This is a genomic window from Rhizobium rosettiformans W3, from assembly GCF_004912135.1.
Lineage (GTDB): Bacteria > Pseudomonadota > Alphaproteobacteria > Rhizobiales > Rhizobiaceae > Allorhizobium > Allorhizobium rosettiformans.
Genome location: NZ_STGU01000001.1, coordinates 452258 through 477007 on the forward strand (window position 1 = coordinate 452258; position 24750 = coordinate 477007).

Sequence of the window (24750 nt, forward strand, 5' to 3'; positions counted from 1 at the left end):
CCGTGACCGCGTTATGAAGGCGTTAATCGATTAGATCCTCCAGGAGGGATGAGTGGTTCAGTCTAAAAAGCTCCGGAAAGCCGTATTTCCCGTCGCCGGTCTCGGCACCCGATTTCTGCCCGCCACCAAGGCGGTGCCGAAAGAGATGCTGACGGTCGTCGACAAGCCGGTCATCCAATATGTGGTCGACGAGGCCATCGAGGCTGGCATCGAGCATTTCGTCTTCGTCACCGGTCGCGGCAAGGCCGTCATCGAGGACTATTTCGACATTCAGTTCGAGCTCGAGCAGACCTTGAAGGCCCGCAACAAGAACGCCGAACTCTCGCTTCTCGACGAGCTGCAGCCGACGGCCGGACAGACCAGCTTCACCCGCCAGCAGGAGCCGCTCGGTCTCGGCCACGCGGTCTGGTGCGCGCGCGACATCGTCGGTCACGAACCCTTCGCTCTTCTCCTGCCGGACATGATTATGCGCGGGGAGAAGGCTTGCCTCAAGGGCATGGTCGAACTTTACGAGAAGACCGGTGGCAATATCGTGGCGGTCGAGGAATGCGCACCCGAACAGGCGCACAAATACGGCATCGTCGGCGTCGGTGAGACGCTGGAGGGTGGCTTCAAGATCACCCAGATGGTGGAAAAGCCGGCCAAGGGGACTGCCCCTTCCAACTTCTTCATCAACGGCCGTTACATCCTGCAGCCGGAGATCTTCGAGATCCTGTCGACGCAGGAACGCGGTGCCGGCAATGAAATCCAGTTGACCGACGGCATGTTGAAGCTCGCCCAGGCCCAGGACTTCGCCGGATATCACTTCAAGGGCGAGACCTTCGACTGCGGCGCCAAGGATGGGTTCATTCTGGCAAACGTCGCGTTCGCCATCGAGCGTGCGGATATCCGTCCGGCGATCGAAGACCAGCTCAAGGCTCTGCTCGCCGCGCTGAAATAATCGAGAAATTCCTGGCCGCCGGCTCAACGCTTGGCGGTCAGGCCCACCAATGCTGTCACGCTGTCGTTGTCCGCGCCGGTCTTGTAGTTCGTCCGCTCATAAGTCAGATCGGCCGTGGCATCGAGGTAGCGGTTCACCTTCCAGGTCACACCGGCGCCCGCGAGATAGGACGTGGAATCGCTGGCGCTCGCATCCCCATCATAGTTCGTGAAGCTCGTGCCACCGGTCAGGCGGGCGACGAGGTTGGACCGCAGGTCGTGTGCCAGCTGGGCGCTCACGCGATGGATCGTCGCGCCGCTGATGCCGGCCGTGGTCGACGGGTCGATGCTGGTATCAAGCGTCAGATCGATGGTCGTGCCTTCGCGAGGCGACCAGAAGATGCTGCCGTCCACGGTCAGTGCCGAGAGTTCCTTCAGGCGTGGGTCTTCGTATTTCTGATGTTCGTAGCCGACAGCGATCTCGCCGCGCAGCTTTTCACCGAGTTCCAAAGCCACGCCGGTTCTCGCGCCATAGAGATCGGCCGAGCGGCGATAACCGTCGGAATCAACGGCATCGTCGTAATCGACTTTGCCAATCGTGCCCTCGATGAAGGGGATCAGGGCCGGAGACAATTCATAGCCGAGACGGCTGGTCAGCGTGTAGCGGTTGCGGTTTCGGTCGCTGCGTTCAAGCGTCGAGCCGTCCGAGAGTTCCGCGTCGGAGTATTGCGAGCGGGTGATGTCGGCGGCGAGAGAGCCTCTGATCAGCCCGAAGTCGCGCTCGATTGCAGCACCGGCGCCATATTCATGCACGCCTGATTGAACCTTAGCGCCCGAGATCGCATTCGGGTCATCCGAGTCTTCGCGGCTGAAATTGTAAGAGCCGGAGAGCGTCGCCGTGGTGTCGTCGGAGAGATCGAGGCGCAGGCGTGCGTCGATGTCGGCGCGCGGCTTGTCTGTCGCGTCGCCCGACAGCGTCTCCTGCCAGGCACCCTCGGCGCCGACGGTCAGTTCATGGCGGGACCAGTCCGAAGTGATCGTGCCCTTGAGGCCGGTTTCGGAGAATATCCTGTCTTCCTTGACGCTGCCGGTCTTCTCGGTCTCGCTGCCGAGCTTCTGGCTGATCGAGGGACGCAGGATCAGCGTGCCGAGACGGATGCCGCTGTCGTCTTCCGCATCGAGCTCGCGGTTGATCCGCGCTGCGGTCGGGTTGTCGAGGCGGCTTTCCCGCAGGTTCTGCCGTCCCATGTCTTCTTCCAGGGGCAGTGCATCAGGATCCGCCAAAGGTTCAAGAGGCTGGTTCGGATCGATCGTACCGGTCACGGTCGGGTCGGGCGTCGTCGTGGTCGTTGAGTTGGGATCCAGTGTGCCCGAGGTCGAAGAGGCCGGCTGGCTCGTTCCAACAGTTTGCGTGCCGCTCGACTGGCTCGACTGTAGCGGCGTTGTCTGCTGAGCCGCCAGAAGGGCAGGGTGGGCACAGATGGAGAGCGCCAGGGCGCCTGCAAAGGCGCGCAGCCCGAGGCGGCACTTGCCGCGCATATCCCGATTATCGACTGAACTCATTCCTGCGCCCGGCAAACTGCAATGCTTACCCAAACGTAAAGCCTGATGGTTAATGTTTGGTTGTCATCACTCTCCCTGAGAAGGACAGTCCTCCGGCCTGCCCGGGGCAAAGGAGAATTTACAGCGACCGGCAAACGCAGTATGGGACGGCATGATCAAGCGCGCAGTGAACCTCGTCGAAGCCAGTGCCACCGAATCCGCTCTGAAGGTCATCTCGACCGAGCGGGAGGGACTTCGCGTCCTGGAAGAAGCGCTGGCGGGGCCGCTGGCGGCTCCCTTCTGCAATGCCGTCAAGATGATCGGCGATATCGGCGGGCGCGTCATCGTGACCGGCGTCGGCAAGAGCGGCCATATCGGCTCGAAGATTGCGGCGACATTCGCCTCCACCGGCACGCCGGCATTCTTCGTGCATCCGGCCGAAGCCAATCATGGCGATCTCGGCATGATCGCGCAGGATGATGCGATCCTCGCGATCTCCTGGGGTGGTGAAACCGCGGAACTGCAGGGCATTCTCGCCTTTTCCCGCCGCTTCTCGATCCCGCTGATCGCTATCACGGCGGGCGTGAATTCCACGCTTGCGCGCAATGCCGACGTGGTTCTGCTGATGCCGAAGGTCCAGGAGGCCTGCCCGCACGGGCTCGCACCGACGACGTCCGCCGTGCTGCAGCTCGCGATCGGCGATGCCATCGCGATTGCGCTTCTCGAGGCGCGCGGCTTTTCGCCATCCGATTTCCGGACCTTCCACCCCGGCGGCAAGCTGGGCGCTGCCCTGACGCATGTGCGCGACATCATGCATACCGGCGACCGTCTTCCGCTGGTCGCGGTGGGCACGTCGATGCCTGACGCGGTGAAAACCCTGTCGCACAAGCATTTCGGTTGCGTTGGCATCACGGACGAGGCCGGCAAGCTCTGCGGCATTGTTACCGAAGGCGATATGGCCCGCAATCTCGCCCGGGACCTGTCGATCCTCAATGTCGAGGACGTGATGACCCGCAACCCCAAGGTCATCAAAGGTGACGCGCTTGCCACCACCGCAGCCGCCATGATCAACAAGCATGGAATTGGGGCGCTGATCGTGGTGGACGACGAGAACACGCCGATCGGCCTTATCCACTTCCACGACCTGCTTCGCATCGGCGTGGCGTAAAAGTTACGCCTCTTCCACCCTGAGGTCTTGGCCGTTTGCGGAGACGATCCGGACGCGTGCGCCGCCGGGCAGGTCGGGGCCTGAAACCAGCCAGAATGTGTCGTCCAGACGGATCCGGCCGCGCCCTTCGCGGATGGGCTCTGCCAGCACCGCCGTGCGGCCGACGAGACTGGCGCCTCGCTGGTTGAGGAGCGGCTGGTCGCTCTCGGTTTCCAGGCGCGAGAAATAGCGCCGGCCGGCGAGGGTGAAGACGATGGCGCTTGCGGCAAAGACCAGCGCTTGCAGCTGCCATGTCCAGAACCCTGTCTCCCACAGCAGGAGCGAGATTGCCCCGGTCAGGATCGCCCCGAGCCCGATCCAGACCAGAAAGACTCCGGGCATGACGAGTTCGGCCGCGAGAAGCAGCATGCCAAGCACCCACCAGCTCCAGGGGCCGAGTTCGGCAATGATGCGACCGATCATGTCGCTCACTCGCCGTTCGGATTGAAGGAGGAGATCGGCGGGGTGGTGCGGGGCGGGGTGGCCGGGCGCGGCGGGGTCGGGCGCTTTTCGTCACCGAAGACTTCGCGGGCAATGGCCCCGATGCCTCCGAGCGAGCCGATGAGCGAGGTGGCTTCCATGGGCATCAGCACGACCTTGGAATTGCTGGAGGTGCCGATCGAGGCCATCGCTTCAGTGTATTTCTGCGCGACGAAGTAGTTGATAGCGTTGACGTCACCAGCGGCGATCGCTTCCGAAACGAGCCGGGTTGCCTTGGCCTCGGCTTCCGCCAGACGTTCGCGCGCCTCTGCCTCGCGATAGGCGGCTTCGCGCTGGCCCTCCGCCTCGAGGATCGCCGACTGCTTGGCCCCTTCGGCGCGCAGAATCTGGGCATTGCGGAAGCCTTCCGCTTCCAGCACCTGGGCGCGCTTTTCGCGCTCTGCCTTCATCTGGCGACCCATGGCGTCGACGAGATCTGCCGGAGGCTGGATGTCCTTGATCTCCACGCGGGTGACCTTGATGCCCCAGGGACGCACGGCTTCATCCACCACCCGCAGCAGGCGGTCATTGATGACCTCGCGGTTGGAGAGAAGTTCGTCGAGATCCATCGAGCCCATGACCGAGCGGATATTGGTCATGGTGAGGTTGAGGATCGCATTTTCGAGATTGGCGACCTGATAGGCGGCCTCTGCGGCGTTCAGGATCTGGTAGAAGGCGACGGCATCGGCGGCGACGGAGGCGTTGTCCTTGGTGATCACCTCCTGGGTGGGCACGTCGAGGACCTGCTCCATGACATTCATCTTGGCGCCGATCTGCTCGAAGAACGGGATGATCAGGTTGAGGCCCGGCTCAAGCGTGCGGGTGTAGCGGCCAAAACGCTCGATGGTGTAGCGATAGCCCTGCGGCACCGTCTTGATCCCGGCGAAGAGGACGAGAATGACGAGCGCGACGAGGACGATGACGACGATATCAGGACCGGTGATGGGCATGACTTCCTCCAGCTCTGGCGCGGCCTACGCCGCACCCCCATGCGCTAACATCGTGGGCTGACAGGGGAATTGCAAGGGTCGGGGATCACAGCCAGCAGGCGCAAACCGTCACGGGGGCGTCGGAAAACAGAAAGGCGGCGGGATTGCTCCCACCGCCTTTGGTCTGACTTCAAGGCAGAGTTCTCAGAACTCCTCCCAGTTGTCCTGAGCAACTGCCGCGTTGCCATGGCTGCGCGGAGCAGGGGCGGCGTGGCGGGCGGGTTCGGCTGCACGCGGTGCCGGAGCGCGGGCTGCTGCAGGCTGGGCCATGGTGCGCGCGGTTTCGCGAAGCGCCGAGGCCTGGGCCTGCTGGACCCCATCGATGGTGAAGTGGGCAATGAGCTCGCGGAGCTTGGCGGCTTCGGTTGCCAGAGCGCCCGAGGCAGCGTTCGATTCTTCCACCATCGCGGCGTTCTGCTGGGTCGTCTGGTCCATCGCGTTGACGGCGTGGTTGACTTCCGAAAGACCGGTCGCCTGTTCCTTGGCCGACAGAGCGATTGCGTCCATGTGCGTGTTCATCTCGGTGATGAAACCGCCGATGGTGCGCAGCGCTTCGCCGGTCTTGCGAACCAGATCCACACCGCCCGCAACTTCCGTCGAGGAGTTCTGGATAAGCGCCTTGATTTCCTTCGCCGCATTGGCCGAACGCTGGGCGAGTTCGCGGACTTCCTGGGCGACGACGGCGAAGCCCTTACCGGCTTCACCGGCGCGTGCCGCCTCGACGCCTGCGTTCAGCGCCAGCAGGTTGGTCTGGAAGGCGATTTCGTCGATCACGCCGATGATGTTGGAGATCTGCTGCGAGGCCCCCTCGATGCGACGCATGGCGTCTTCGGCGCGGGACACGACTTCCGACGACTGGTTCGCCGACGTGTTGGCCTGAGCCGCGACCGAGCGTGCTTCTTCGGTGCGCTTGGTGGAGTTGACGACGTTGGCGGTGATTTCCTCCACCGCTGCTGCCGTTTCTTCGAGGGCCGCAGCCTGCTGTTCCGTACGCTTCGAAAGATGGTCGGTGCCCGACGCAATCTCGCGGGTGCCAGTTTCCATGGTCGCAACGCTGTTAGTGATCGCGGCCATGGTCTGGTTCAACTGGCGGATGGACTGGTTGAAGTCGTGGCGCAGGGCCTCGAAATCCGGAGCAAAGGCTTCGTTGATCTGGAAGGCGAGGTCGCCGGAAGCGAGGCGCTTCAGGCCGGCCGCAAGACCCGAGGTGGCAGCCTGCAGGCGGGCGGCCGCATCGGCTTCGGCGCGCTGCTGGGCGGCGATGCGTTCAGCTTCGGCGCGCTGGCGGTTGCCTTCAGCTTCGGCTTCGAGCCGCTTGTTGGCGATGGCTGCCTCACGGAAGATCTGCATCGATGCCGCCATCTGGCCGATTTCGTCCTTGCCGCCAGAGACAATCGAGATGTCGAGGTCGCCATTTGCAAGTCGGTCCGTTGCGGTTGCCAGCCTGGAGAGCGGACGGGAGACGAGGCGATAGTTCAAAAAGCCCATGAGTGCCGCAACGATTGCGACAGCGATCGCCGCGCCCAAAGCGATCCGTTCAACCATCAACAGCGCGGCGCCTTGCTGCGCTTTCGCTGCAGTGCTGCGCGTTGCGAATTGCTGCGTGACCAGCTGAAGGCTCTGCTGGGCTTGCTCAACCAGAGCCTCGCCGACGCCACCGACCTCGATCGCACGGGCGAGTTCGACCGTATCCGGCGAGCGCATCAGGTCTAACTGGCGCTGCACGATTTCCGTCTGCCACTGCGCAAGGGTTGCGAAGCTCGCCTGCAATGCTGGCAATTCCGCCGGGGCCTGCTCACTGAAGAGCTTTGTGAGGGCGGTCACGTCTTGCGCCATTTCGTCAAGGCGCGCCTGCGTCGTTTCGGCGAAGTCGCGGTTGCCCGTCAGCAGATAGGTTTTCAGCTTGAGGTCGGCGACATAGACGTCATCGCTGAATTCGGTGACCGCATCTGCCAGTGCCGTGATGTTGTCGGTCTCTTCGACAAGGTGATTGGCAACAATAGCACGATTGTAAATGAATACGGAACTTGCGATGGCAATCGCCGCCAGCAGGCTGAAAGCGATCAAGCCTTTCGTGGTGACGGAAATGTTGTTCAGCATGGCGTTCGGCAGCCTCAACGTTTGAAGGTCTCAGTACAAAAAATGTCTAGGCGAACGCCGTCATGGCTCCGCGTCAGGCCGATCAGGATGCGGCCAGCAGTCGTCTTTCGAGTTCGGTCAGGTTGAGCTCGACGGTCACAGCGCCGATCTTCTTCTTCGACGCGTCGAGAAGGGTGAAGCTCACCTGGTTGCGCCAGATCTTCGCTTCGTCATCCCATTCGGGAGCGTCCACGAACATGGCGTCATCTGCAACGTCGAAGGTCTTCTGGAACTTGTCTTCGTCACCCTGCCAGAAGTCGCTGGTAACAGAGCTCTGTCCGACGTTCAGGCCGTTCTGGTCCATCACGAAGATCTCGGCGTAGAGACCGAGCGACTTGCCCTGGATGCGGGCGAGGTAAACCGAGAGCGGGCTGGAAAGTGTCGCTGCGATCAGCGGCTTGTCGGCGGCTTCGCGCTCGGCCTTCCACTGATTGTCGAGTTCATCGATCTTTTCCTGTGACAGGTCGGTGAGACGCTGGTTCTGGGCGTCGACCGAAACCCGTACGATCTCAGTGTCGATGAACGCGCGCATCTCCTCGATGAGAGCCGGCGATACGAGCTTGTTGACATCCGGCTGTGGCGGCTCGGCCTGTGCCGGAAGAATGGATACCGCAAAGAGCGCAGAGGCCAGGGGCAAACGGAAACGATGCATGAGTGATCTCCTTGTATGCCCTAATTCTAGGCATCATTATTAAACGTAACGTTAATATAAGAAATCGCTCCTCTAAAATTGTATTTAAATCCAATAATTTAGTTCAAAAGAGAACAGGTTGGCGCAGCTGCATAATCACGTCGCGGTTGCCGCCACAAGAGGCGCAGTGTCTTCGCGACCGGCTTAAGCAAATGAAATCACATCGCTAATCTTCAATGTATCGCGAGCGTCGGAAGCCGTCTTATTCAAGTTGATGTGACTAAAAACGTTATGGTTGCATACTTTTATTCGGCCGATTCCGGATCGGTCGATCTGCAACCCGTCGCACGGGATAGTGGTGTTGATTGGGGTGGCCCAAAATGAAAACGGCCGCCCGAGGGCGACCGTGTAAAAAGTTCTGGGAGTTGGCTCTAGGCCCAACCCTGCAATTCGCGGCGCACGACGTTCTCGATCACGCGCATGCCATCCTCGCTGTCGTTCAGGCATGGAATATGGGTGAACTTCTCGCCGCCATTGTGGAGGAAGTCTTCTCCGGCTTCTCCGGCGATCTCTTCGAGGGTCTCGAGGCAGTCGGAAACGAAGCCCGGATTCATGATCGCGATGCGCTTCACGCCCTCCTTAGCCAGTTTCTCCACAGTCTTGTCCGTATAGGGCTGCAGCCATTCTTCCGGCCCGAAACGGGACTGGAAGGTTACCATCAGCTTCTCCTTCTCCCAGCCCAGATGCTCGCGCAGCAGGCGCGTCGTCTTATAGCACTGGCAGTGATAGGGGTCGCCCTTCATGAAGTAGGACTTGGGGATGCCGTGATAGGAGGTGATCACGAGTTCCGGCTCCCAGTCGAGCGTGGCCAGGTGGTTGTTGATCGAATTGGCCAGCGCCTCGATGTAAACGGGATCGTCGGCATATTGCGGGACGGTGCGCAGCGCCGGCTGCCAGCGCATCTTGAGCAAGGCCTTGAAGGCCTCATCATTCACCGTGGCCGTGGTGGCGGCCGCATATTGCGGATAGAGCGGATAGACCAGAATGCGTTCGCATCCGGCCTTCTGCATCTCGTTCATCTTCGCCTGGATCGCCGGCTGGCCGTAACGCATGGCCCAGTCGACATGCACGTTTGGCAGGTCCTTGAGGGCCACGGCGAGTTTTTCGGCCTGGCTGCGGGTATAGGTGCGCAGATAGCTTTCATCGAGATCCTTGTTCCAGATCTCCTCATAGGCCTTGCCGACCTTCTGCGGGCGCTTGTTCAAGACGATGCCGTAAAGGATCGGATACCAGAACCACCGTGACCACTCGATGACGCGCTTGTCCGTCAGGAACTCCTCGAGATACCGGCGCATGGACTTGTAGTCCGTGCCATCAGGTGTGCCGAGGTTGACGAGCAGCACGCCGACCTTGCCGAAATTCACGGGCGGATGGTCGGAGGGCCAATGGGCGGGAAGTGCATTCATCTTGATATCCTGGTGATGAGAACTCGACCGTTACGTCATGAAGGCGTGTTGGGATCATCTGATAAAAGCAAAAGCCGGCCCGGGGAAGCCCGGACCGGCTGTTGGTGTGCGTCACAAGGTCTTACTGTGCCGGAAGCTGCAATTCGCGGCCAATGGCGATCACGTTCGGATTGCGCAGCGCATTCGCTTCGGCAATCTTCACCCACATCGTGCCGTCGCCATAGGTGGCTTCGGCGATCTTCCAGAGGCTGTCGCCTGCAACCACCTTGTAGATGGTCTCTGCGACCGCTGCAGCCGTCTCCGTGGCGGTTGCCGCCGGCGCTTCGGGCGCTGTGGTCTCAGGCGCCGTGGCTGCGGCAGCTGGCGCTTCGGTGGTTGCCGGTGCGGCCGGAGCATCGGCAGTGGTGGCCGCCGGCTCAGCCGCGGCCGGTTCCGCTGCCGCGGAGATCACCGTGATGCGGCCATCCGTGTAGGGCTTGTAGGGGCTGTTCTTGGCGATGTAGTCGGCGACCACGGTTTCGAGGCCAGGCCCGAAGTCATAGGCGTTCTGGCCACCGCTTGCGAAGACGCTGTAGCCGTCACCGCCGGAGCGCATGTAGTTGTTGGTGGCGACACCGTAGACCTTGTTCGGGTCGATGGCGACGAAACCGTCACCTTCCTTCACCTCGACGGAGGTGATGCGGCTGCCGGCCGGCTTGTTGAGATCGGCCGTGTACTTGAGACCCGAGACCTGCGGGAACCGACCGGCGCCTTCTTCCACCTGGCCAACGCCGTTCTCAAGGGCGGCCACGATGTCGGAGCCCTTGAGCTGGAACGAGGCCAGCGAGTTCTGGAACGGCAGAACCGTCAGGACTTCGCCCATGGTCACCGTACCGGCATCGATCGAGGCGCGCAGGCCACCGCCGTTCTGGATGGCGATGGTGATGCCCTGGTCGCTCAGGCGGTCGACCATGGCGTCGGCGACGAGATTGCCCATGGTGCATTCGGTGGCGCGGCAGACTTCACGCGAGCCATCGATGGCTTCTGCGGTTTCGCCGATTTCCTTCTGCTTCAGTTCCTCGATCGGACCTGCCAGTTCAGACACTTTGGCAACGAAGCCCTCGTCCGGCGTGACGGACGCATCGAGCAGCTTTGGCTCGCCGGTGGCACTCGTCACGACGCCGGAATCATCGAAGACAACCGTCAGATCGCCGAGATACTTGGAATAGGCATAGGCCTGCACGATCGGTACATCGGTGCCGGCCGGGTTCTTCACCATGGTCGGGTAGGGGCCGGCAGCCTTCTCGTCGGTGTTGGAGAGCAGCGTGTGGCTATGGCCGCCGACGATCACGTCGATGCCATCAACGGCTGCTGCGATTTCCTTGTCCTTGGCGTAGCCGACATGGGAGAGCAGCACGATCTTGTCGATGCCCTCGGCCTCGATTTCCTTCACCGCTTCCTTCAGATAGCCGATCTCGTCGGCAAAGAGGATGCTGTCACCCGGGGAGGATGTTTCGTCGGTATCGGTTGCGAGGACAGAGACGACAGCCACCTTCTCGTCACCGAATTCCTTGACGATGTAGGGCTTGAACTTGTCGGCCACCGGCGAATCCAAACCCGCCAGCGTGTTGCCGGAGATCATCGGAAACTGGAGGGCGTCGATGAACTTGGCCAGCTCTTCCGGGCCATCGTCGAATTCGTGATTGCCGATCGCCATCGCATCAAAGCCGATGGCGTTCATGAAGTCGGCGATCGGAGCGCTCTTGTAGGTCGTGTAGAAGAGCGAACCCTGGAACTGGTCTCCGGCGTCGAGCGTCAGAACATTCTTTCCCTCAAGTTCCGCGCGACGGCTGTCGATGGCGGACTTCACGCGGGCGATGCCGCCGAAGCACTCGTTGGCTGCCGCATCTTCTGCCGAGCAGGTGGAGTCGGACTTGCTGATCGCCTCGATGCGCGAATGCAGGTCGTTGATATGGAGGATGTTGAGTTCGAAATCGGCCAGGGCGGTCCCGGCCGTGAGGGCCAGCACCGAGGCGCTGAACAAGCCAATCTTCAAATGTCTGAACATCTTATGTCTCCTGTTGCAATCCATCGCCAGCACTCTGGCACGGATTGCGCGCCAGAATTCGGATGGCGGATGTTTTCATCTCGATTGGGGCAGGGCAAGCAAAAATCGCTTGATGTCCGCATGTTAGCGACGCCCAAAACGACAGAAGCGGCCGCTGGGGCCGCTTCCTTGAACTTCATCCGAAGCTGTCTCGTCAGACGTTGCTGCGGGCGAGCGAGAACTGGGCGCCGCTGTCGGAGGTGCAGTTGAGCTGCGTCGGCGTGACGAGCGCGCAGTTGACCTTCTGGCGGGTGTTGCGGACGAGCGACGTCATGTTGATCTCGACGAGCCGGTCGTTGACCAGCATATAGGTGCCGGATGCAAGGATCTGGTTGGTGTCGGTCGTGCGCGTGGTGAACGTGCCGCCCTGGAATGTGGACTGGATGCCGTTCGGGTCGACCCAGGCGCCCTCGATCGACGGGCCCTGTTGGACCGCCGGCAACTGACGGGGCGGGCTGGAATAGCAGGACGAAAGGGCGAGGCTCGCTGCGGCGACGGCGACCAGGGACTTGGTTTTCATTCTTGTCTCCCACCAACTCGGCGGTTTGGCTCAGCCGTCCGCCTTCTGCAATGTCATCGAACCATGCCGCGAAGCCTCGGTCAAAGCAAGGAGATAGCCTTGCTTCCTCAGGGTTATCCCGGCTTGCTCTGCATGGAAAGAGGTCCGCCGCGAGCGACGGACCTCAACTTCGTGCCTTAACCGTTCAGCGGACCAGGATGTTCCGGAACTGCCACGGATCCTTTTCGTCCAGGTCTTCCGGGAAGAGGCCCGGGCGGCCGTCGAGCGGGGTCCAGTCGGTGTAATGGCCTTCGACCGGGCCGAGATAGGGCGACTGCACTTCGAGGCAGCGCTTGTAATCCATCTCGTCGGCTTCGACGATGCCGGCCTTCGGGTTCTCGAGTGCCCAGACCATGCCGGCCAGCACGGCCGAGGTGACCTGCAGGCCAGTGGCGTTCTGGTAAGGGGCGATCTCGCGGGTCTCTTCCAGCGAGAGGCGCGAGCCGTACCAGTAGGCGTTCTTCTCGTGGCCGTAGAGCAGTACGCCGAGTTCATCGACGCCGTCCACCAGCTCGTCTTCGTTCAGAACGTGCAGGACCGGCTGCGGCGTGCCGCCATTGCCGAACATTTCGTGCAGGGAGAGAACGGCGTCATTGGCCGGATGGTAGGCATAGTGGCAGGTCGGGCGATACACGACCTCGCCGTCCTTCTCGACGGTGAAATAGTCGGCGATCGAGATCGACTCGTTGTGGGTGACGAGGAAGCCATATTGCGGGCCGGGTGTCGGGCACCAGGTGCGAACGCGGGTGTTGGCGCCCGGCTGCTCCAGATAGATCGCCGCCTTGCAGCCCTTCTTGTGCTTCTTGGCGTTCTTCGGCATCCAGTTTTCATGCGTGCCCCAGCCGAGTTCGGCCGGCTGCAGACCTTCCGAGATGAAGCCTTCGACCGACCAGGTGTTCCAGAAGACGTTGAGCGGCTTCGGGTTCCTGGTGCGCTGGGTGTCGCGCTCGGCGATATGCACGCCCTTGACGCCGACCTTCTTCATCAGCTTGGCCCAGCCTTCGCGGTCATTCTGGTCCGGCTCGTCGAACTTGATGCCGAGTTCGTTGGCGATGTTGACGAGACCCTGCTTGACGAACCAGGAGACCATGCCCGGATTTGCGCCGCAGGTGGAGACAGCCGTCGTGCCGCCTGGATTCTTCGCCTTTTCCTGGCGCACGGTTTCGCGCAGCGCATAGTTGGTGCGCTCGGAGTTCTTCATGTTCTTGTCGAAGTAGAAGCCGAGCCAGGGCTCGACGACGGTATCAATGTAGAGCACGTCGAGCTTGCGGCAGAGCTTCATCAGGTCGAGCGAGCCGGTGTCGACCGAAAGGTTGACGCAGAAGCCCTGGCCTTCGCCTTCGGTCAGAAGTGGCTTCAGGAGCTTCTTGTAGTTGTCCTTGGTGACATGCGCCTGGATGTGCTTGATGCCGTGCTTGGCCAGGAGATCCGCTTCATCGTTGCGGGGATCGATGACGACCATCCGGCTCTTGTCGAACTTGAAGTGGCGTTCGATCAGCGGCAGTGTGCCGCGGCCGATCGATCCGAAGCCGATCATCACGATCGGGCCGGTGATCTCGCCATAAACCGGGTAGGTCTTTTCGCTCATTCTTGTCTCCTTGGAGGCGCGGGTCTCTTGCCCGGGCCGTGTTTCCGGCCAGTGTGCTGTGGCCAGAGCGATACTGGCGGTTCTAGATCACAAAACTCTGACACAATAAAGGTGGGGGAGCAGGGGCAGACGGTGGCTAATCATGATTTTCCGACGCTGCATCTTGCCGCAGCCGTGCGACGAGGCGGCTGAGCTGGCGATCAAGCCCCTTGTAGCGGAGCTGAGGCTCGGTCAGCCCCTCCAATTGCTCGGCAAGAGCCAGGGCAAGGCGTCTGCCGTCCGGATGCCTTTCGAAGAGGGTCACCGGGTCAAGATAGATGCGGATGGTGAAGACGATCGCGCCGGTTTCCGGCAGTTTGCTCAGGGTCTGGCGCTCGACCCGCACGATCGCTTGCTCCGGCTCCGCGTCGTCGTTGCGGCCGGTCTCCGGGTGGAAGAGCTTTTCCTGCCAGTTGATCGACCAGTTGAAGCGCTCGGCGGCGTGACCGGGTGCAAGATTGTCGAAGATGCGGTTGATCATCGCGGCATTGCGCGTGCCGCCTTCAAAGCCCGGCACATGTTCATGGACTTCTTCCATCGGCCGGTCGAACTTCTCCGCAAGCGACCAGGACGACGGAAAGGAGAGATGGGCTGCGCCGATAGACCAGCCCGCATCACGTTTCATCATGATGACGAGATCGTCCTGCACCAGCAGACCGGCGCGCAGAAGCGGCGGCAGGCCCGGATCGGTCGGGATCGCTTCATCAAGAAGCTGCGGATGGCGAGCCTTCAAATGTGCGACAAGCGCTACAAGACATTCCTCCTGGGCGGGGAGGCTGTCCTCGGTCGCGCGGAAGACGTCGGTCAGGCGGGTGTCCGCCAGCGATCGCTTTTCGCCAAGGTAGCGATCGAGTTCTGCGTCCGGTTCGATCCAGCGGGCGGGATCGAGAGCGGACAGGCCGATGGTGAAGGGCCGGGTCGGGCCTGCATAGGGGGTGTGAGTCAAACCAGATCGAGTGGACATCAAGTTGGTCACGCCGAGCGCTCGATCTCTTTGCGTGCGCAACTCGCCAAGAAGGCTGAACGCGTGAGACCTCGCTGTTTTGCCGCATGGTCGATCGCAGCCAGTGTCCCGGCCTCCATGGTGATGTTGGCTCTGACGGTGCGCGTGTCATCTTCTATGAAAGGCACGCGGATCAGAAACGCGCCGGTCGCCAACTCCGCGCGGACTTCTGGCCTTTCGACTATCTCCTGGTGGGAGGCAGGTGCGGGGAGTTCTCCATCCTCGGCCCAGAGCCTCAGAGCTTCGATGGCATTGCTGACGATATCTTCGTCGCTGTCCGCCGCAGAAAACACGGAGGGCAAGTCGGGGAAGCTGACCCCATAGGCGCTTCCGGGGTCCTTATGAACCAGTGCCACGTAGTATCGCATATGCCCAATTCTCTTGCTCATCAGATCCACCCGGCCTGCTTAGCGATGGCCCGAGCGGTGCCAAGCGGAAGATCCTTCTTCGGGTGTGGCACGATGACCGTCTTGCCATCTTTCCGGAACTTGTGATGGGAGCCGGATACTGACACCAACTCATATCCCTCGACCTTGAGGCGCTGGATAATCTTCCGTGAATCCTTCTCCATACCGGTGTCCGTGCGCCAATATATGCGCATCATGCCTCGGTTTCAACGAGTCGGATATGGCTATTCTTTCAACGCATCGAGTCCAGCTGCAGTGCGGGTCACCGCGACTTCCGTCACCTCGTAGAGAGCCACGCCCCCGACCGTGAAAGGATCGGCCGCGACATAGGCCTCGACCTCGGCCCGCTCGCCCCTGGCGAGGATCAGCCCGCCGGTGCGCGGGTTCTTGCGGCCCGACGCCAGGAACATGCCGCGGTCATAGCCTTCATTCACCCAGTCCATATGCGGCTGCATCAGGCGATCGGCTTCTTCCGTCGGCTTCACATAGGTGAGGGAGAGGATGAACATGGGCTGTCCTATTCGATCAGTTCGGCGCGGATCAGCCCGCGCAGGGAGTTGCCGACGAAGAGCTTGCGGTGGCGCAGGTCATCGAGTTTCAGGACCTCGCCGCGTGCCTTGCGTTCGCGGATCAGTTCGGCGCGCAAGACGCCCGGCAGGAGGCCGCTGGTGAGCGGTGGCGTGAGCAGCATGCCATCGGCGGCTTCGGCGAAAATATTGGTGATCGTGCCCTCGCAGACCTCGTCCCGCTCGTTGAGCAGGATCACTTCGTCGGCCTCTTCCTTCGAGAATTCGGCCCGGGCTGCCTCATAGGGTTCGCGGCGTGTCGTCTTGTGGCGAAACAGGCTGTCTTCGGATTGCAGTTTGGTCTTTGCGACCTTGAGCCGCCAGACGGTTTCCTCCGGCACGGGCTCGAAGGGCGTGGCGGTCACATCCATCTTGCCGCGGTATGTCATGACGAGGCGGACGCGCAGCGGCACGTCGCCCGAGACTTCCTTCTGCAGCTTTCCCTTCGCGTCCTGCGGCTGACGAAAGCCGAGCGCATCGGCCGATCGGGAAAGGCGGCGCAAATGCTGGTCGAGCCGCAGAAAACCTGCGTCCGGCTGCCACCGCAAGGTCTCGATCAGCGAGAAATCCATTCGTCACCCACGGCAAAGCGCGCCTTCAGCAGGCATTCCTCGTATTCGGCCTCGGCCTTCGAATCGAAGACGATGCCGCCACCGACATTGAAGACGGCGCGCCCGCCGTTGAAAAGGGAGATGGTTCGAATTGCCACCGAAAATCGCATTGGGCCGGCGGGATCACACCAGCCGATCGCGCCACAATAGACGTCGCGTGGCCCGGCCTCCAGTTCATGCAGGATGCGCATCGCCCACATCTTTGGCGCACCGGTCACGGATCCGCAGGGGAAGAGGGCGGCCATGATCTCAGGCAGGCCAATTTCGGGCAGGAGCCTGGCCCGCACATAGCTCACCATCTGGTGTACGGTCGGATAGGACTCGATGGCGAAGAGCTTCGGCACCGAAAGCGTGCCGACCTCCGATATGACGGAGACGTCGTTGCGCAGAAGGTCAACGATCATGCGGTTTTCGGCCTGGGTTTTCTCGTCACCCAGCATCGCCTCGATGATCGCTTCGTCCTCTTCCGGTGACGCGCCACGCGGTGCGGTGCCCTTCATCGGACGGGTCTCAATCCAGCCCTCTTCATCGACGGAAAAGAAGAGTTCGGGCGAGCGCGACAGGATAACAGGGCCGGCACCGTAGTCGATCAGGGCGCCATAGTGCACGGGCTGGCGGCCGACGAGCGACCAGAAGGCAGCGCGCGGATCGCCCTCCCATTTTGCCTCGATGGGCATGGTGAGATTGGCCTGATAGCAATCGCCCTTGCGCAGATGATGGTGCAGTCGGTCGAAACGATTGCGATAGGTGTCAAAGTTCCAGGCGGCGCGGGGGGCGCTCAGCAGCGGCGCATTTGGGATGTGGGACGGCGCTTGCGCCAGCGGGTGGTCGTCCGCTGCCGGAGCGGAGAAAACACCCATGGCGATCAAGGGTGTCTCGCGCCCATCCTCGATCAACGGCCGAAGCTTCGGTTCGAAAACGAAACCGGCTTCATAGGACAGATAACCGGCCAGCCACTTGCCGGCCTTCCGGTGCGCTTCCAGCCGCGCAAGCGCGGGCTCCACCTCGTCTGCCGTCCGGGCGACGACAAGCGTCTCCGGTTCGGCAAAGACGAGGCTTGTCCCCGCGCGGTCGTCGCGGAAGAGCGCATAGGGCGCGTGGTCACGCATGGACTTTCGGCTGCTCCGGTTCAGGCTGCCTTATCTAGCGCTTCCAGCTCATCGATCAGCCCCTCGATCATCGACAGACCCTTGGCCCAGAACGACGGATCGGTGGCATCGAGGCCGAACGGAGCGAGAAGCTCCGAATGGTGCTTGGTGCCGCCGGCCTTCAAGAGCTCGAAATACTTGTCCTGGAAGCCCTGATCGGCGTTCTGGTAGACGGCATAGAGCGAGTTCACCAGGCAGTCGCCGAAGGCATAGGCGTAGACGTAGAAGGGCGAATGGATGAAGTGGGGGATATAGGCCCACCACGTCTCGTAGCCCTCGGAGATCTTGATCGCCGGCCCGAGGCTCTCTGACTGGACCGAGAGCCAGAGTTCGCCGATCTGCTCGGCGGTCAGTTCGCCTTCCTTGCGGGCTGTGTGGATCTTGCGCTCGAACTGGTAGAAGGCGATCTGGCGCACGACCGTGTTGATCATGTCCTCAACCTTCTGGGCAAGCATGGCCTTGCGCTCGCGCTTGTCGGTCGTCTTGTCTAGCAGGGCGCGGAAGGTGAGCATTTCGCCGAAGACGGAGGCGGTTTCGGCGAGCGTCAGCGGGGTTTGGCACATCAGCGCACCCTGGCCGCCGGCCAGCACCTGATGCACGCCATGGCCGAGTTCATGGGCGAGCGTCATGACATCCCGCGGCTTGCCGAGATAGTTGACGAGCACGTAGGGGTGGGCAGACGGCACGGTCGGATGGGCAAAGGCGCCTGGCGCTTTGCCGGGGCGGGCCGGGGCATCGATCCAGCCGCCGTCGAAGAAGCGGCCGGCGATCTCGGCCATTTCAGGCGCAAAGCCGCCATAGGCTGACAGTACCATATCCTTCGCTTCTTCCCAGGAGATGAGCCGATCCGGTGTTTCGGCAAGCGGGGCATTGCGATCCCAGAAATTCATCTGGTCCATGCCGAGCCACTTCGCCTTCATCTTGTAATAGCGGTGCGACAGGCGCGGATAGGCCTCGCGCACGGCTTCTGCCAGTGCGTCGACCACTTCGCGCTCCACACGGTTGGCGAGGTGACGACTGTCGGCGATGTCCTCGAAGCCACGCCAGCGGTCGGAGATGTCCTTGTCCTTGGCGAGCGTGTTGGTCACCAGCGTGAAGATGCGGATGTTTTCCTTGAAGATCTTCGACAGGGCTTCGGCGGCAAGCTTGCGCTTGGCGGGATCGGCATCCTGCAGAAGTGTCAGCGTCGGCTCGAGCGGCATCTCGTCCTCGCCGACCTTGAAGCGGAGGGCTGCGAGCGTTTCGTCGAAGAGGCGGTTGAAGGCGGCGGCGCCCGTCTGCGACTTTTCGAGGAAAAGCTGCTCGATCCGGTCGTCCAATTGGAAAGGCTTGTCCTTGCGCAGGTCGACGATCCAGGGGCGGAAATGGCCGAGCGCCGGGTCGCGGTCCATGGCGGCATCGACGGCATCGTCGGGTAGGCGGTTCAGTTCCAGCGGGAAGAAGAGGAGGCGGGCTGACATGTCCGTCAGCTTTGCCTGGATATCACCGAAGAACTTGCCATTCGCCGGATTGGTCATGTCGGAGTAATAGGTGAGGCCGGCAAAAGACGCGATCCGGCCGAGCAAGTCTTCCAGCGCGTCCATCTCGCGCAGCGCCTCGGCAAGCGAGCCGTCGCCGACGGTCTCCAGGGCGGCCGCCAGTTTCCCCTTCCACTTGGTCTCGAAGGCCAGGGCGTCGGTCCCGGCTTTTTCGACAGCTGCGAGGAATTCCGGCGAGGTCTGTCCGGGGTAAAGGTCTTCGAGCTTCCAGACGGGCAATTCACCGAGGTTCTGATCCCGGCTCGCGGATGCCTCGGTGGCGGGGCTGAAAGCAGGGCGACGGTCGATCCTCATGGTGATGTCCTTTCTCTCTTTTGTCCGGGAGATGTAGTCAGTCGGCAGCGGATCGGCAAGCTGCAGCCTGTCTCACGGCGGGGCGAGGCACCAGGCTGCGGTTCGGCGGGCACGTCTGTGGATTGTGCCAGAAACGGTTAAGGACCGTTAAAATGCTAGGCTTTCTCCCAAGAACATCTTCAGGCCTTTCTGGCAGTGTCGCCGCGATAACCCAGGAGCGCGAAGGCGCCGAAACAGCCCCGGGGAGCGCAAGTTGACCGCACAGATTCTACTCATCGATGAAGATGCCGCCGAGCGCCGCAGCATGAAGGCTGCAATCGAAGCGCACGGTCATGCCGTTCACGTCGCCGATACGGCGCATGCAGGTCTTGATGCCTTTCGCCGTCATCGCGATGCCATCAGCGTTGTGCTGATTGATGCAGCATCCGGTGAAGGGCTCGATCCCAGCATCATTCCCATGCTGACGGAGATCAATCCGGCCGTGCCTGTGATCGTCGGCATTGCCGAAGGCGCAACGGAGACGGCGGTCAACGCCATGCGTGCCGGGGCGTTCGATTTTCTCGTCAAACCGATAGCGCAGGAGCGCTTGATCGGCGCGATCGAGTCTGCCCTAAAGATCCACCGTACCAGCTTGCAGGGCCGCACGCCGCGTCGCGCCCGTAGCGGTTCGGTCAGTTTCTCCGATGTGACGGCTGCCAGTGCTGCCATGTCGCGCGTCGTCGAGCTCGGTCGCCGGGCGGCGCAGTCGACCATTCCGGTGATGCTGGAAGGGGAGGCGGGTGTTGGCAAGGAGCTCATCGCACGGGCGATCCACGTCGCCAGCGATCGCTCGTCCCGGCCCTTCGTCGGCGTGAACTGCAACGCCATTTCGCCTGCCCAGATCGAAGAGGTCCTGTTCGGCAGCGACGGGCTGACCGGCAAGCTTTCGGAGGCCGAAGGCGGCACGCTTTTCATCGAGGAAATCAGTGAGTTGCCGCCCGCCGGGCAGATGCGGCTTCTTGAGCTTGTTCAGTCTGGCGAGGTGCATCTTGCAGGGCTGCAGCGTCCCTTGAAGGCCAATGTCCGCCTGATCCTCGCGACCAACAAGGATCTGATCGAAGAGGTCAAGGCCGGACGGTTCCGCGAAGATCTCTATTACCGTCTCAATGTCTTCCCGATCACCATCGCGTCGCTGCGCCGCCGCAAGGAAGACATCCCGCATCTGATTCGCGCATTTGTCGAACGCTTCTCGCTCGAGCAGCGCCTGCCACGAAGCCTGCATGTCGAGCCCTCGGCACTTGCCTTGCTCACATCCTTCGATTGGCCGGGCAACACCCGTCAGCTGGAAAATGCCATCTTCCGTGCCGTGGTTCTGGCCGAAGGGACAAGCCTTCGGGAGGCCGATTTCCCGCAGATCGCCGCGCAGATGAGCGGCCACCGCGGCGCATCCAGTGCCGATTCTCAGGCTGCCGTGCAGGAGCAGAGCCCGATTGCCAGGGTGCAGGCCAGTCTTGCCGAGCGTGCTGCGGCCTTTGCCGGGGGGCAATCTGCTCCATCCACAGGTTTCGGCTCGACCCAATCGGCCAATGTCATCGTCAGCACCGACGAAGCCGGCAATGTGCGCAAACTCGCCGAGATTGAGGAGGAGCTGATCCGCTTCGCGCTGAAGTTCTATCGCGGCCAGATGAGCCAGGTGGCGCGCAAGCTTGGCATTGGTCGTTCGACCCTGTATCGCAAGCTCAAGGACTACGGAATCGATCCCGACGACCCGCAGAAGGACGCTGCTTGATCTGTCTCAACCGTCCGGTGTTAACTCTGGGGTAAGCTTAATCGCCTACCAAGAGCTAAGCATTTGTTAGGCAAGCGTTCACTATAAAGGGACAGCTTGTGCGGATGTGGCAAATTTGCCATGGTATGACCGCATTTGACGTTCATTCGAGTTGGCGTGGGACGTAGTCTTTCGGACGGGGATTGCATTGCAGGCATCGCAGGACATCAGCGCGCTCCATACGCAAAGCGGGCGCAAAACCCGGCTTGCGTCTGCGCAGTTGGCAGCGAAGCTGCTCTTTTCTCTCTTCGCCGTTGTGCTGATGGGGCTGGGAGGTCTGCTGGCCAATCCCGGCGCGGCGCATGCCGAAAGCCGCACGCTCAACATCGAATTCGTCCATACGGGCGAACGGGCCTCGATTACTTTCAAGCGCAATGGCCGCTATGACCCCAAGGGTCTGAAACAGCTCAACTACATTCTGCGCGACTGGCGCCGCAACGAGCCGACGAAGATGGACCCGCGCCTCTTCGACCTCGTCTGGGAAGTCTATCGCCAGTCCCGCGCCAAGGGCTATATCAAGGTCGTTTCTGCCTATCGTTCTCCTGCCACCAACGCCATGCTGCGGTCGCGCTCCAAGGGTGTCGCCAAGGAAAGCCAGCACATGCGTGGCACGGCGATGGACTTCTACATCCCAGGTGTGCCGCTCAAGACCTTGCGCGAAATCGGCGTGAAGATGCAGGCCGGCGGTGTCGGCTATTATCCCAATTCCGGTTCGCCCTTCGTGCATATGGACGTGGCCGGTGTGCGCGCCTGGCCGCGCATGAACCGCCAGGATCTCGTCCGGCTCTTCCCGGATGGCAAGACCGTTCATATCCCGTCCGACGGCAAGCCGCTGCCGGGCTATCAGCAGGCGCTCGCCGAATACAAGCGCCGCGTGGCTTCCGGCAATACCGTCATGATCGCCGAGGAGAAGTCCTCGTCGCGTCCGCGCAACTTCCTCGCCATGCTCTTCGGCGGCGGTGATGAAGACGAAGTCGAGGATGTTCCGGAACCCGCAGAACGTCCTGCCGTCGCTCAGCCGCAGCCGGCTCCCGCCGCACCGCGCCAGCAACCCGTTGGCGCTGCACAAGAGCCGGTCATGGTTGCCAATGCGCTGCCGGGTGTCGATGCCGCCGATGCGCCTGTCCCACAGGCCCGCCCGTCGCTTCGTCCGGCTGACAACAGCCTCGCCGTTGCCCTCTACCAGCCGCCACGCAATGCGGCAGAAGACGCGCTGCAGCAGGTGGCAAGTGGCGTGCCGGTTCCAGCCAATGCGCCAGCCGATGAATTTGCCGATCTTGCCTCGCTCAATGTGCCCGTGCCGACGCTTCTCAATGCGCGTCCCGGTGCAGGACCGACGGAAGGCGTGATGACGGCGTCGATCGATCCGAATTCGGAAGCCATGCTGCTTGCGGAAGGCATGGCCGTTCCGGTTCCTGCTGCTCGTCCGCAGGTCGCCGAAGCGCTGCTCGCTTCCGCCCAGGCAGAAGCCGAGGCCGAAGTCGACGAGGTCGAGCAGGCGATCCTGTCGCCCGAAGCGGCAGCCGCGCTCGAAGACAGCACCATGCCGGAAATGGCAGCACCGATCCCGTCGAGTGCGCCGGCTCAGGCCGAACTTCGCGCAACACCCGAACCTGCTCCTGTCGAGAAGCCGGTCGAGGTTGCCTCCATCCCGCAGGAGACGCCTGCGGTCGAGAGCACCACGCAGTTCGGCGACATGTTCGACGCGCCGTCCGATCCGCTTGCGAATGCCGATGCGGCTCTGCCCAAGAAGGGTGGCCGTCCGGGGCAGGAAGATGCCGAGCGTGCGCATATGGCCATGTATGGCGGTACGAAGCTCACCAAGAACATGATCGAGCAGTGGGCGCTGAACCAGGGCAAGTTCGAATCCGTCGCCAAGCCGGTCAAGGCACCGCGCGTCGTTTCGCGCTCGCTGGTCGCGCCGGCCACCGCCGTGCCGGATGGCTTCCGCCTCGATGCCACGACGGTCGATCCGAGCCGCTTCGGCGCCCCCTGATCTCCGGCGTTCTTGATTGCAGACAAAAAGAAACCCGCCGGATCGGCGGGTTTTTTGTTGGCCAGAAGAGACCGCCTCAGCCTTCCGGCGGGCTCTCGATCATGCCGAGTGCGTGCAGATAGGTGTCGAGGATCAGATCCTCTTCCATGCGCTCCTGATCGTCCTTCTTGCGAAGCGCGATGACCTTCTTGAGGATCTTGGTGTCGAAGCCCATGGCCTTGGCTTCGCCGTAGACGTCCTTGATGTCGTCGGCGATGGTCTTCTTTTCTTCTTCCAGGCGCTCGATGCGTTCGACAAAAGCGCGGAGCTGGTCGCGGGCGACGCCGTGGGCGGCATCAGACATGGGCAATCTCCTTCATTGCGGGGATGGCATTCTCGGGATGGATTTTCGTGGCGACCACGTGCCGCGAAGCGGCCTCCGCGTCAAGCCCCAAAGCTTGAGATGCGCGTCATTCCTTCGGGCGGTTCTGTTCGAAGGCCTGCTGCTGGTCGGTAGTCGCCTCCCGTTGGTGCAGTGCCTTCCACTCGTCATAGGGCATGCCGTAGACGATCTCGCGGCTTTCGTCCTTGGTGAGGTCGAGCCCGTTTTCCTTGGCGGCGTCCAGATACCAGTTGGACAGGCAGTTGCGGCAGAAGCCGGCCAGGTTCATCAGGTCGATGTTCTGCACATCGGTGCGGTTGCGCAGGTGGGATACCAGCCGGCGGAAGGCGGCGGCTTCGAGTTCGGTCTGCTGGTCCTTGCTCGGGAGCGTCATGGTTCTCTCCTTCAGGGTATGATGGCGTCGCCAGGGTGGGGCCCTGTGCGCGAGGCATGGAGCTCATACTCGTGCAGCTTCGGGTCGGCATTGAGGCGCTCGAAGATCGGCGCCAGGCGGTCCGCCCAGGCAGCGACACCGGCTTCATCGGCAATCAGGTCCTGGCGGACTTCCAGAAGCGCGTGTGGAATGCCCGCCATCATGCAATGGCGGTACATGGTGTCGCCCTTGAGCGCTCCGTCATAGGGTTCGTTGTCGCCGACGAGGATGTCACCCGGGGCCTCCAGGCCTTCGATCAGCGGGCGGACGGCGCGCGCATCGGTGTCCCAGAGGGCTGCCGCGTGCCAGGGGCGGGGCACGCCCTTCCAGGCCGGCGTGTAGGAATGCAGCGAAAGCACCAGCGGCGCCTTGCCTGTGGCTTCGGCGACCTTGGCGATCACCTCGGACACTGCCCGGTGGTAAGGGCGGTGATAGGTCTCGATGCGATGCTGCCATTCCTCCGGTGTGATCGGATGATTGCCGGGAATAATCGCGCCGTCGGAGATGCGCATGATGATGGTCGGGTCGTCCTCGCCGCGATTCGGATCGATCAGCAGGCGGGAGAAGCGGGACATGACCGCGGGAACGCCGAGCCGCGCTGCCAGCAGGCGCGTCAGCGGTTCGATGCCGATGTCATAGGCGATGTGCCGCCCGAAGGCGCTGTCGGGCAGGCCGAGCCTGCCATAGGGTTCCGGCACGATATTCGTGGCGTGGTCGGCAAGTATAACGAGCCCGGCGTCGAAACGGCCGTCCAAAATCTCGAAAACAGGGGAAACATTCATCAGTTTGAAGCCATCAGCTGCTACAAGCGCTTGATCGCATGGGGAATGGGGGAGCGCAAGCTTTCATGGCTGTCACGTTTGTGCCAAGATCGGACATATAGGTTTTGAGACTGGCCAAAGACAGAAAATATAATCGATTAGAGTTGCGTTGACATTCTCT

Annotated in this window: 23 protein-coding genes; 4 read left to right on the top strand and 19 right to left on the bottom strand. The window is 62.0% G+C overall.

Features of this window, described 5'->3' with window-relative positions; genetic code table 11:
• The first annotated feature begins 52 nt into the window (after positions 1 to 52).
• On the top strand, positions 53 to 940 hold the full coding sequence (gene galU, locus FAA86_RS02105) for a UTP--glucose-1-phosphate uridylyltransferase GalU (protein WP_136538141.1): 888 nt from the start codon (positions 53 to 55) through the stop codon (positions 938 to 940).
• Between the two features lie 23 nt (positions 941 to 963).
• On the opposite strand, the gene FAA86_RS02110 is transcribed toward galU, so the two are convergent.
• Positions 964 to 2481, bottom strand: a complete 1518-nt coding sequence (locus FAA86_RS02110) for an outer membrane beta-barrel protein (RefSeq protein WP_136538142.1) — start codon at positions 2479 to 2481, stop codon at positions 964 to 966.
• 151 nt (positions 2482 to 2632) lie between these two features.
• On the opposite strand from FAA86_RS02110, the gene FAA86_RS02115 reads away from it, so the two are divergent.
• Positions 2633 to 3628 carry a KpsF/GutQ family sugar-phosphate isomerase gene (locus FAA86_RS02115; protein WP_136538143.1) on the top strand — a complete coding sequence of 332 codons (996 nt, stop codon included), beginning with the start codon at positions 2633 to 2635 and terminating at the stop codon, positions 3626 to 3628.
• A 3-nt stretch (positions 3629 to 3631) separates the two neighbouring features.
• Here FAA86_RS02115 and FAA86_RS02120 read toward each other — a convergent pair whose 3' ends face one another.
• The 15 genes from FAA86_RS02120 to FAA86_RS02190 all read right to left on the bottom strand — a co-directional run bounded on the left by FAA86_RS02120 (position 3632) and on the right by FAA86_RS02190 (position 19211).
• Positions 3632 to 4090 carry an NfeD family protein gene (locus tag FAA86_RS02120; protein WP_136538144.1) on the bottom strand — a complete coding sequence of 153 codons (459 nt, stop codon included), beginning with the start codon at positions 4088 to 4090 and terminating at the stop codon, positions 3632 to 3634.
• A 5-nt stretch (positions 4091 to 4095) separates the two neighbouring features.
• Positions 4096 to 5097, bottom strand: a complete 1002-nt coding sequence (locus FAA86_RS02125) for an SPFH domain-containing protein (protein ID WP_136538145.1) — start codon at positions 5095 to 5097, stop codon at positions 4096 to 4098.
• Positions 5098 to 5280: 183 nt separating this feature from the next.
• On the bottom strand, positions 5281 to 7236 hold the full coding sequence (locus FAA86_RS02130) for a methyl-accepting chemotaxis protein (RefSeq protein WP_136538146.1): 1956 nt from the start codon (positions 7234 to 7236) through the stop codon (positions 5281 to 5283).
• A gap of 82 nt (positions 7237 to 7318) precedes the next feature.
• Positions 7319 to 7927, bottom strand: a complete 609-nt coding sequence (locus FAA86_RS02135; protein ID WP_136538147.1) for a hypothetical protein — start codon at positions 7925 to 7927, stop codon at positions 7319 to 7321.
• A gap of 410 nt (positions 7928 to 8337) precedes the next feature.
• Positions 8338 to 9372, bottom strand: a complete 1035-nt coding sequence (gene hemH, locus FAA86_RS02140; RefSeq protein WP_136538148.1) for a ferrochelatase — start codon at positions 9370 to 9372, stop codon at positions 8338 to 8340.
• Positions 9373 to 9493: 121 nt separating this feature from the next.
• Positions 9494 to 11419: a 5'-nucleotidase C-terminal domain-containing protein gene (locus tag FAA86_RS02145; RefSeq protein WP_136538149.1), complete on the bottom strand. Its 1926-nt coding sequence runs from the start codon at positions 11417 to 11419 to the stop codon at positions 9494 to 9496.
• Between the two features lie 193 nt (positions 11420 to 11612).
• Complete coding sequence (gene omp10, locus FAA86_RS02150; protein ID WP_136538150.1) at positions 11613 to 11978, bottom strand: outer membrane lipoprotein Omp10; 366 nt, start codon at positions 11976 to 11978, stop codon at positions 11613 to 11615.
• Between the two features lie 184 nt (positions 11979 to 12162).
• On the bottom strand, positions 12163 to 13605 hold the full coding sequence (locus FAA86_RS02155) for a homospermidine synthase (RefSeq protein ID WP_136538151.1): 1443 nt from the start codon (positions 13603 to 13605) through the stop codon (positions 12163 to 12165).
• Between the two features lie 136 nt (positions 13606 to 13741).
• Entirely contained in the window at positions 13742 to 14608 is an 867-nt protein-coding gene (locus tag FAA86_RS02160) for a heme-dependent oxidative N-demethylase family protein (protein ID WP_136538152.1), read from the bottom strand.
• A gap of 8 nt (positions 14609 to 14616) precedes the next feature.
• A complete protein-coding gene (locus FAA86_RS02165) occupies positions 14617 to 15015 on the bottom strand; it encodes a type II toxin-antitoxin system HicB family antitoxin (RefSeq protein ID WP_136538335.1) in 399 nt (132 codons plus the stop codon).
• 20 nt (positions 15016 to 15035) lie between these two features.
• Complete coding sequence (locus FAA86_RS02170) at positions 15036 to 15218, bottom strand: type II toxin-antitoxin system HicA family toxin (RefSeq protein ID WP_136538153.1); 183 nt, start codon at positions 15216 to 15218, stop codon at positions 15036 to 15038.
• Positions 15219 to 15278: 60 nt separating this feature from the next.
• Positions 15279 to 15563, bottom strand: a complete 285-nt coding sequence (locus FAA86_RS02175) for a YciI family protein (RefSeq protein WP_136538154.1) — start codon at positions 15561 to 15563, stop codon at positions 15279 to 15281.
• 8 nt (positions 15564 to 15571) lie between these two features.
• A complete protein-coding gene (locus FAA86_RS02180) occupies positions 15572 to 16192 on the bottom strand; it encodes an aminotransferase class IV family protein (RefSeq protein ID WP_136538155.1) in 621 nt (206 codons plus the stop codon).
• A complete protein-coding gene (locus tag FAA86_RS02185; RefSeq protein ID WP_136538156.1) occupies positions 16177 to 17340 on the bottom strand; it encodes an aminodeoxychorismate synthase component I in 1164 nt (387 codons plus the stop codon). Before FAA86_RS02185 ends, FAA86_RS02180 begins: the two co-directional genes overlap by 16 nt.
• 20 nt (positions 17341 to 17360) lie before the next feature.
• Entirely contained in the window at positions 17361 to 19211 is a 1851-nt protein-coding gene (locus FAA86_RS02190; RefSeq protein WP_136538157.1) for a M3 family oligoendopeptidase, read from the bottom strand.
• A gap of 253 nt (positions 19212 to 19464) precedes the next feature.
• On the opposite strand from FAA86_RS02190, the gene FAA86_RS02195 reads away from it, so the two are divergent.
• Positions 19465 to 20979: a sigma-54-dependent transcriptional regulator gene (locus tag FAA86_RS02195; protein ID WP_136538158.1), complete on the top strand. Its 1515-nt coding sequence runs from the start codon at positions 19465 to 19467 to the stop codon at positions 20977 to 20979.
• A 187-nt stretch (positions 20980 to 21166) separates the two neighbouring features.
• Complete coding sequence (locus tag FAA86_RS02200; RefSeq protein WP_136538159.1) at positions 21167 to 23014, top strand: peptidoglycan L,D-endopeptidase MepK; 1848 nt, start codon at positions 21167 to 21169, stop codon at positions 23012 to 23014.
• A gap of 76 nt (positions 23015 to 23090) precedes the next feature.
• On the opposite strand, the gene FAA86_RS02205 is transcribed toward FAA86_RS02200, so the two are convergent.
• The 3 genes from FAA86_RS02205 to FAA86_RS02215 form a co-directional block, all read right to left on the bottom strand.
• Positions 23091 to 23357, bottom strand: coding sequence for a DUF2312 domain-containing protein (locus FAA86_RS02205; RefSeq protein WP_136538160.1), 267 nt, complete (start codon positions 23355 to 23357; stop codon positions 23091 to 23093).
• 106 nt (positions 23358 to 23463) lie between these two features.
• Positions 23464 to 23769 (bottom strand): DUF1244 domain-containing protein, encoded by a 306-nt coding sequence (locus FAA86_RS02210; protein WP_136538161.1) that lies wholly within the window; start codon positions 23767 to 23769, stop codon positions 23464 to 23466.
• Between the two features lie 11 nt (positions 23770 to 23780).
• Positions 23781 to 24590 carry an N-formylglutamate amidohydrolase gene (locus tag FAA86_RS02215; RefSeq protein ID WP_136538162.1) on the bottom strand — a complete coding sequence of 270 codons (810 nt, stop codon included), beginning with the start codon at positions 24588 to 24590 and terminating at the stop codon, positions 23781 to 23783.
• Between the last annotated feature and the right edge of the window lie 160 nt (positions 24591 to 24750).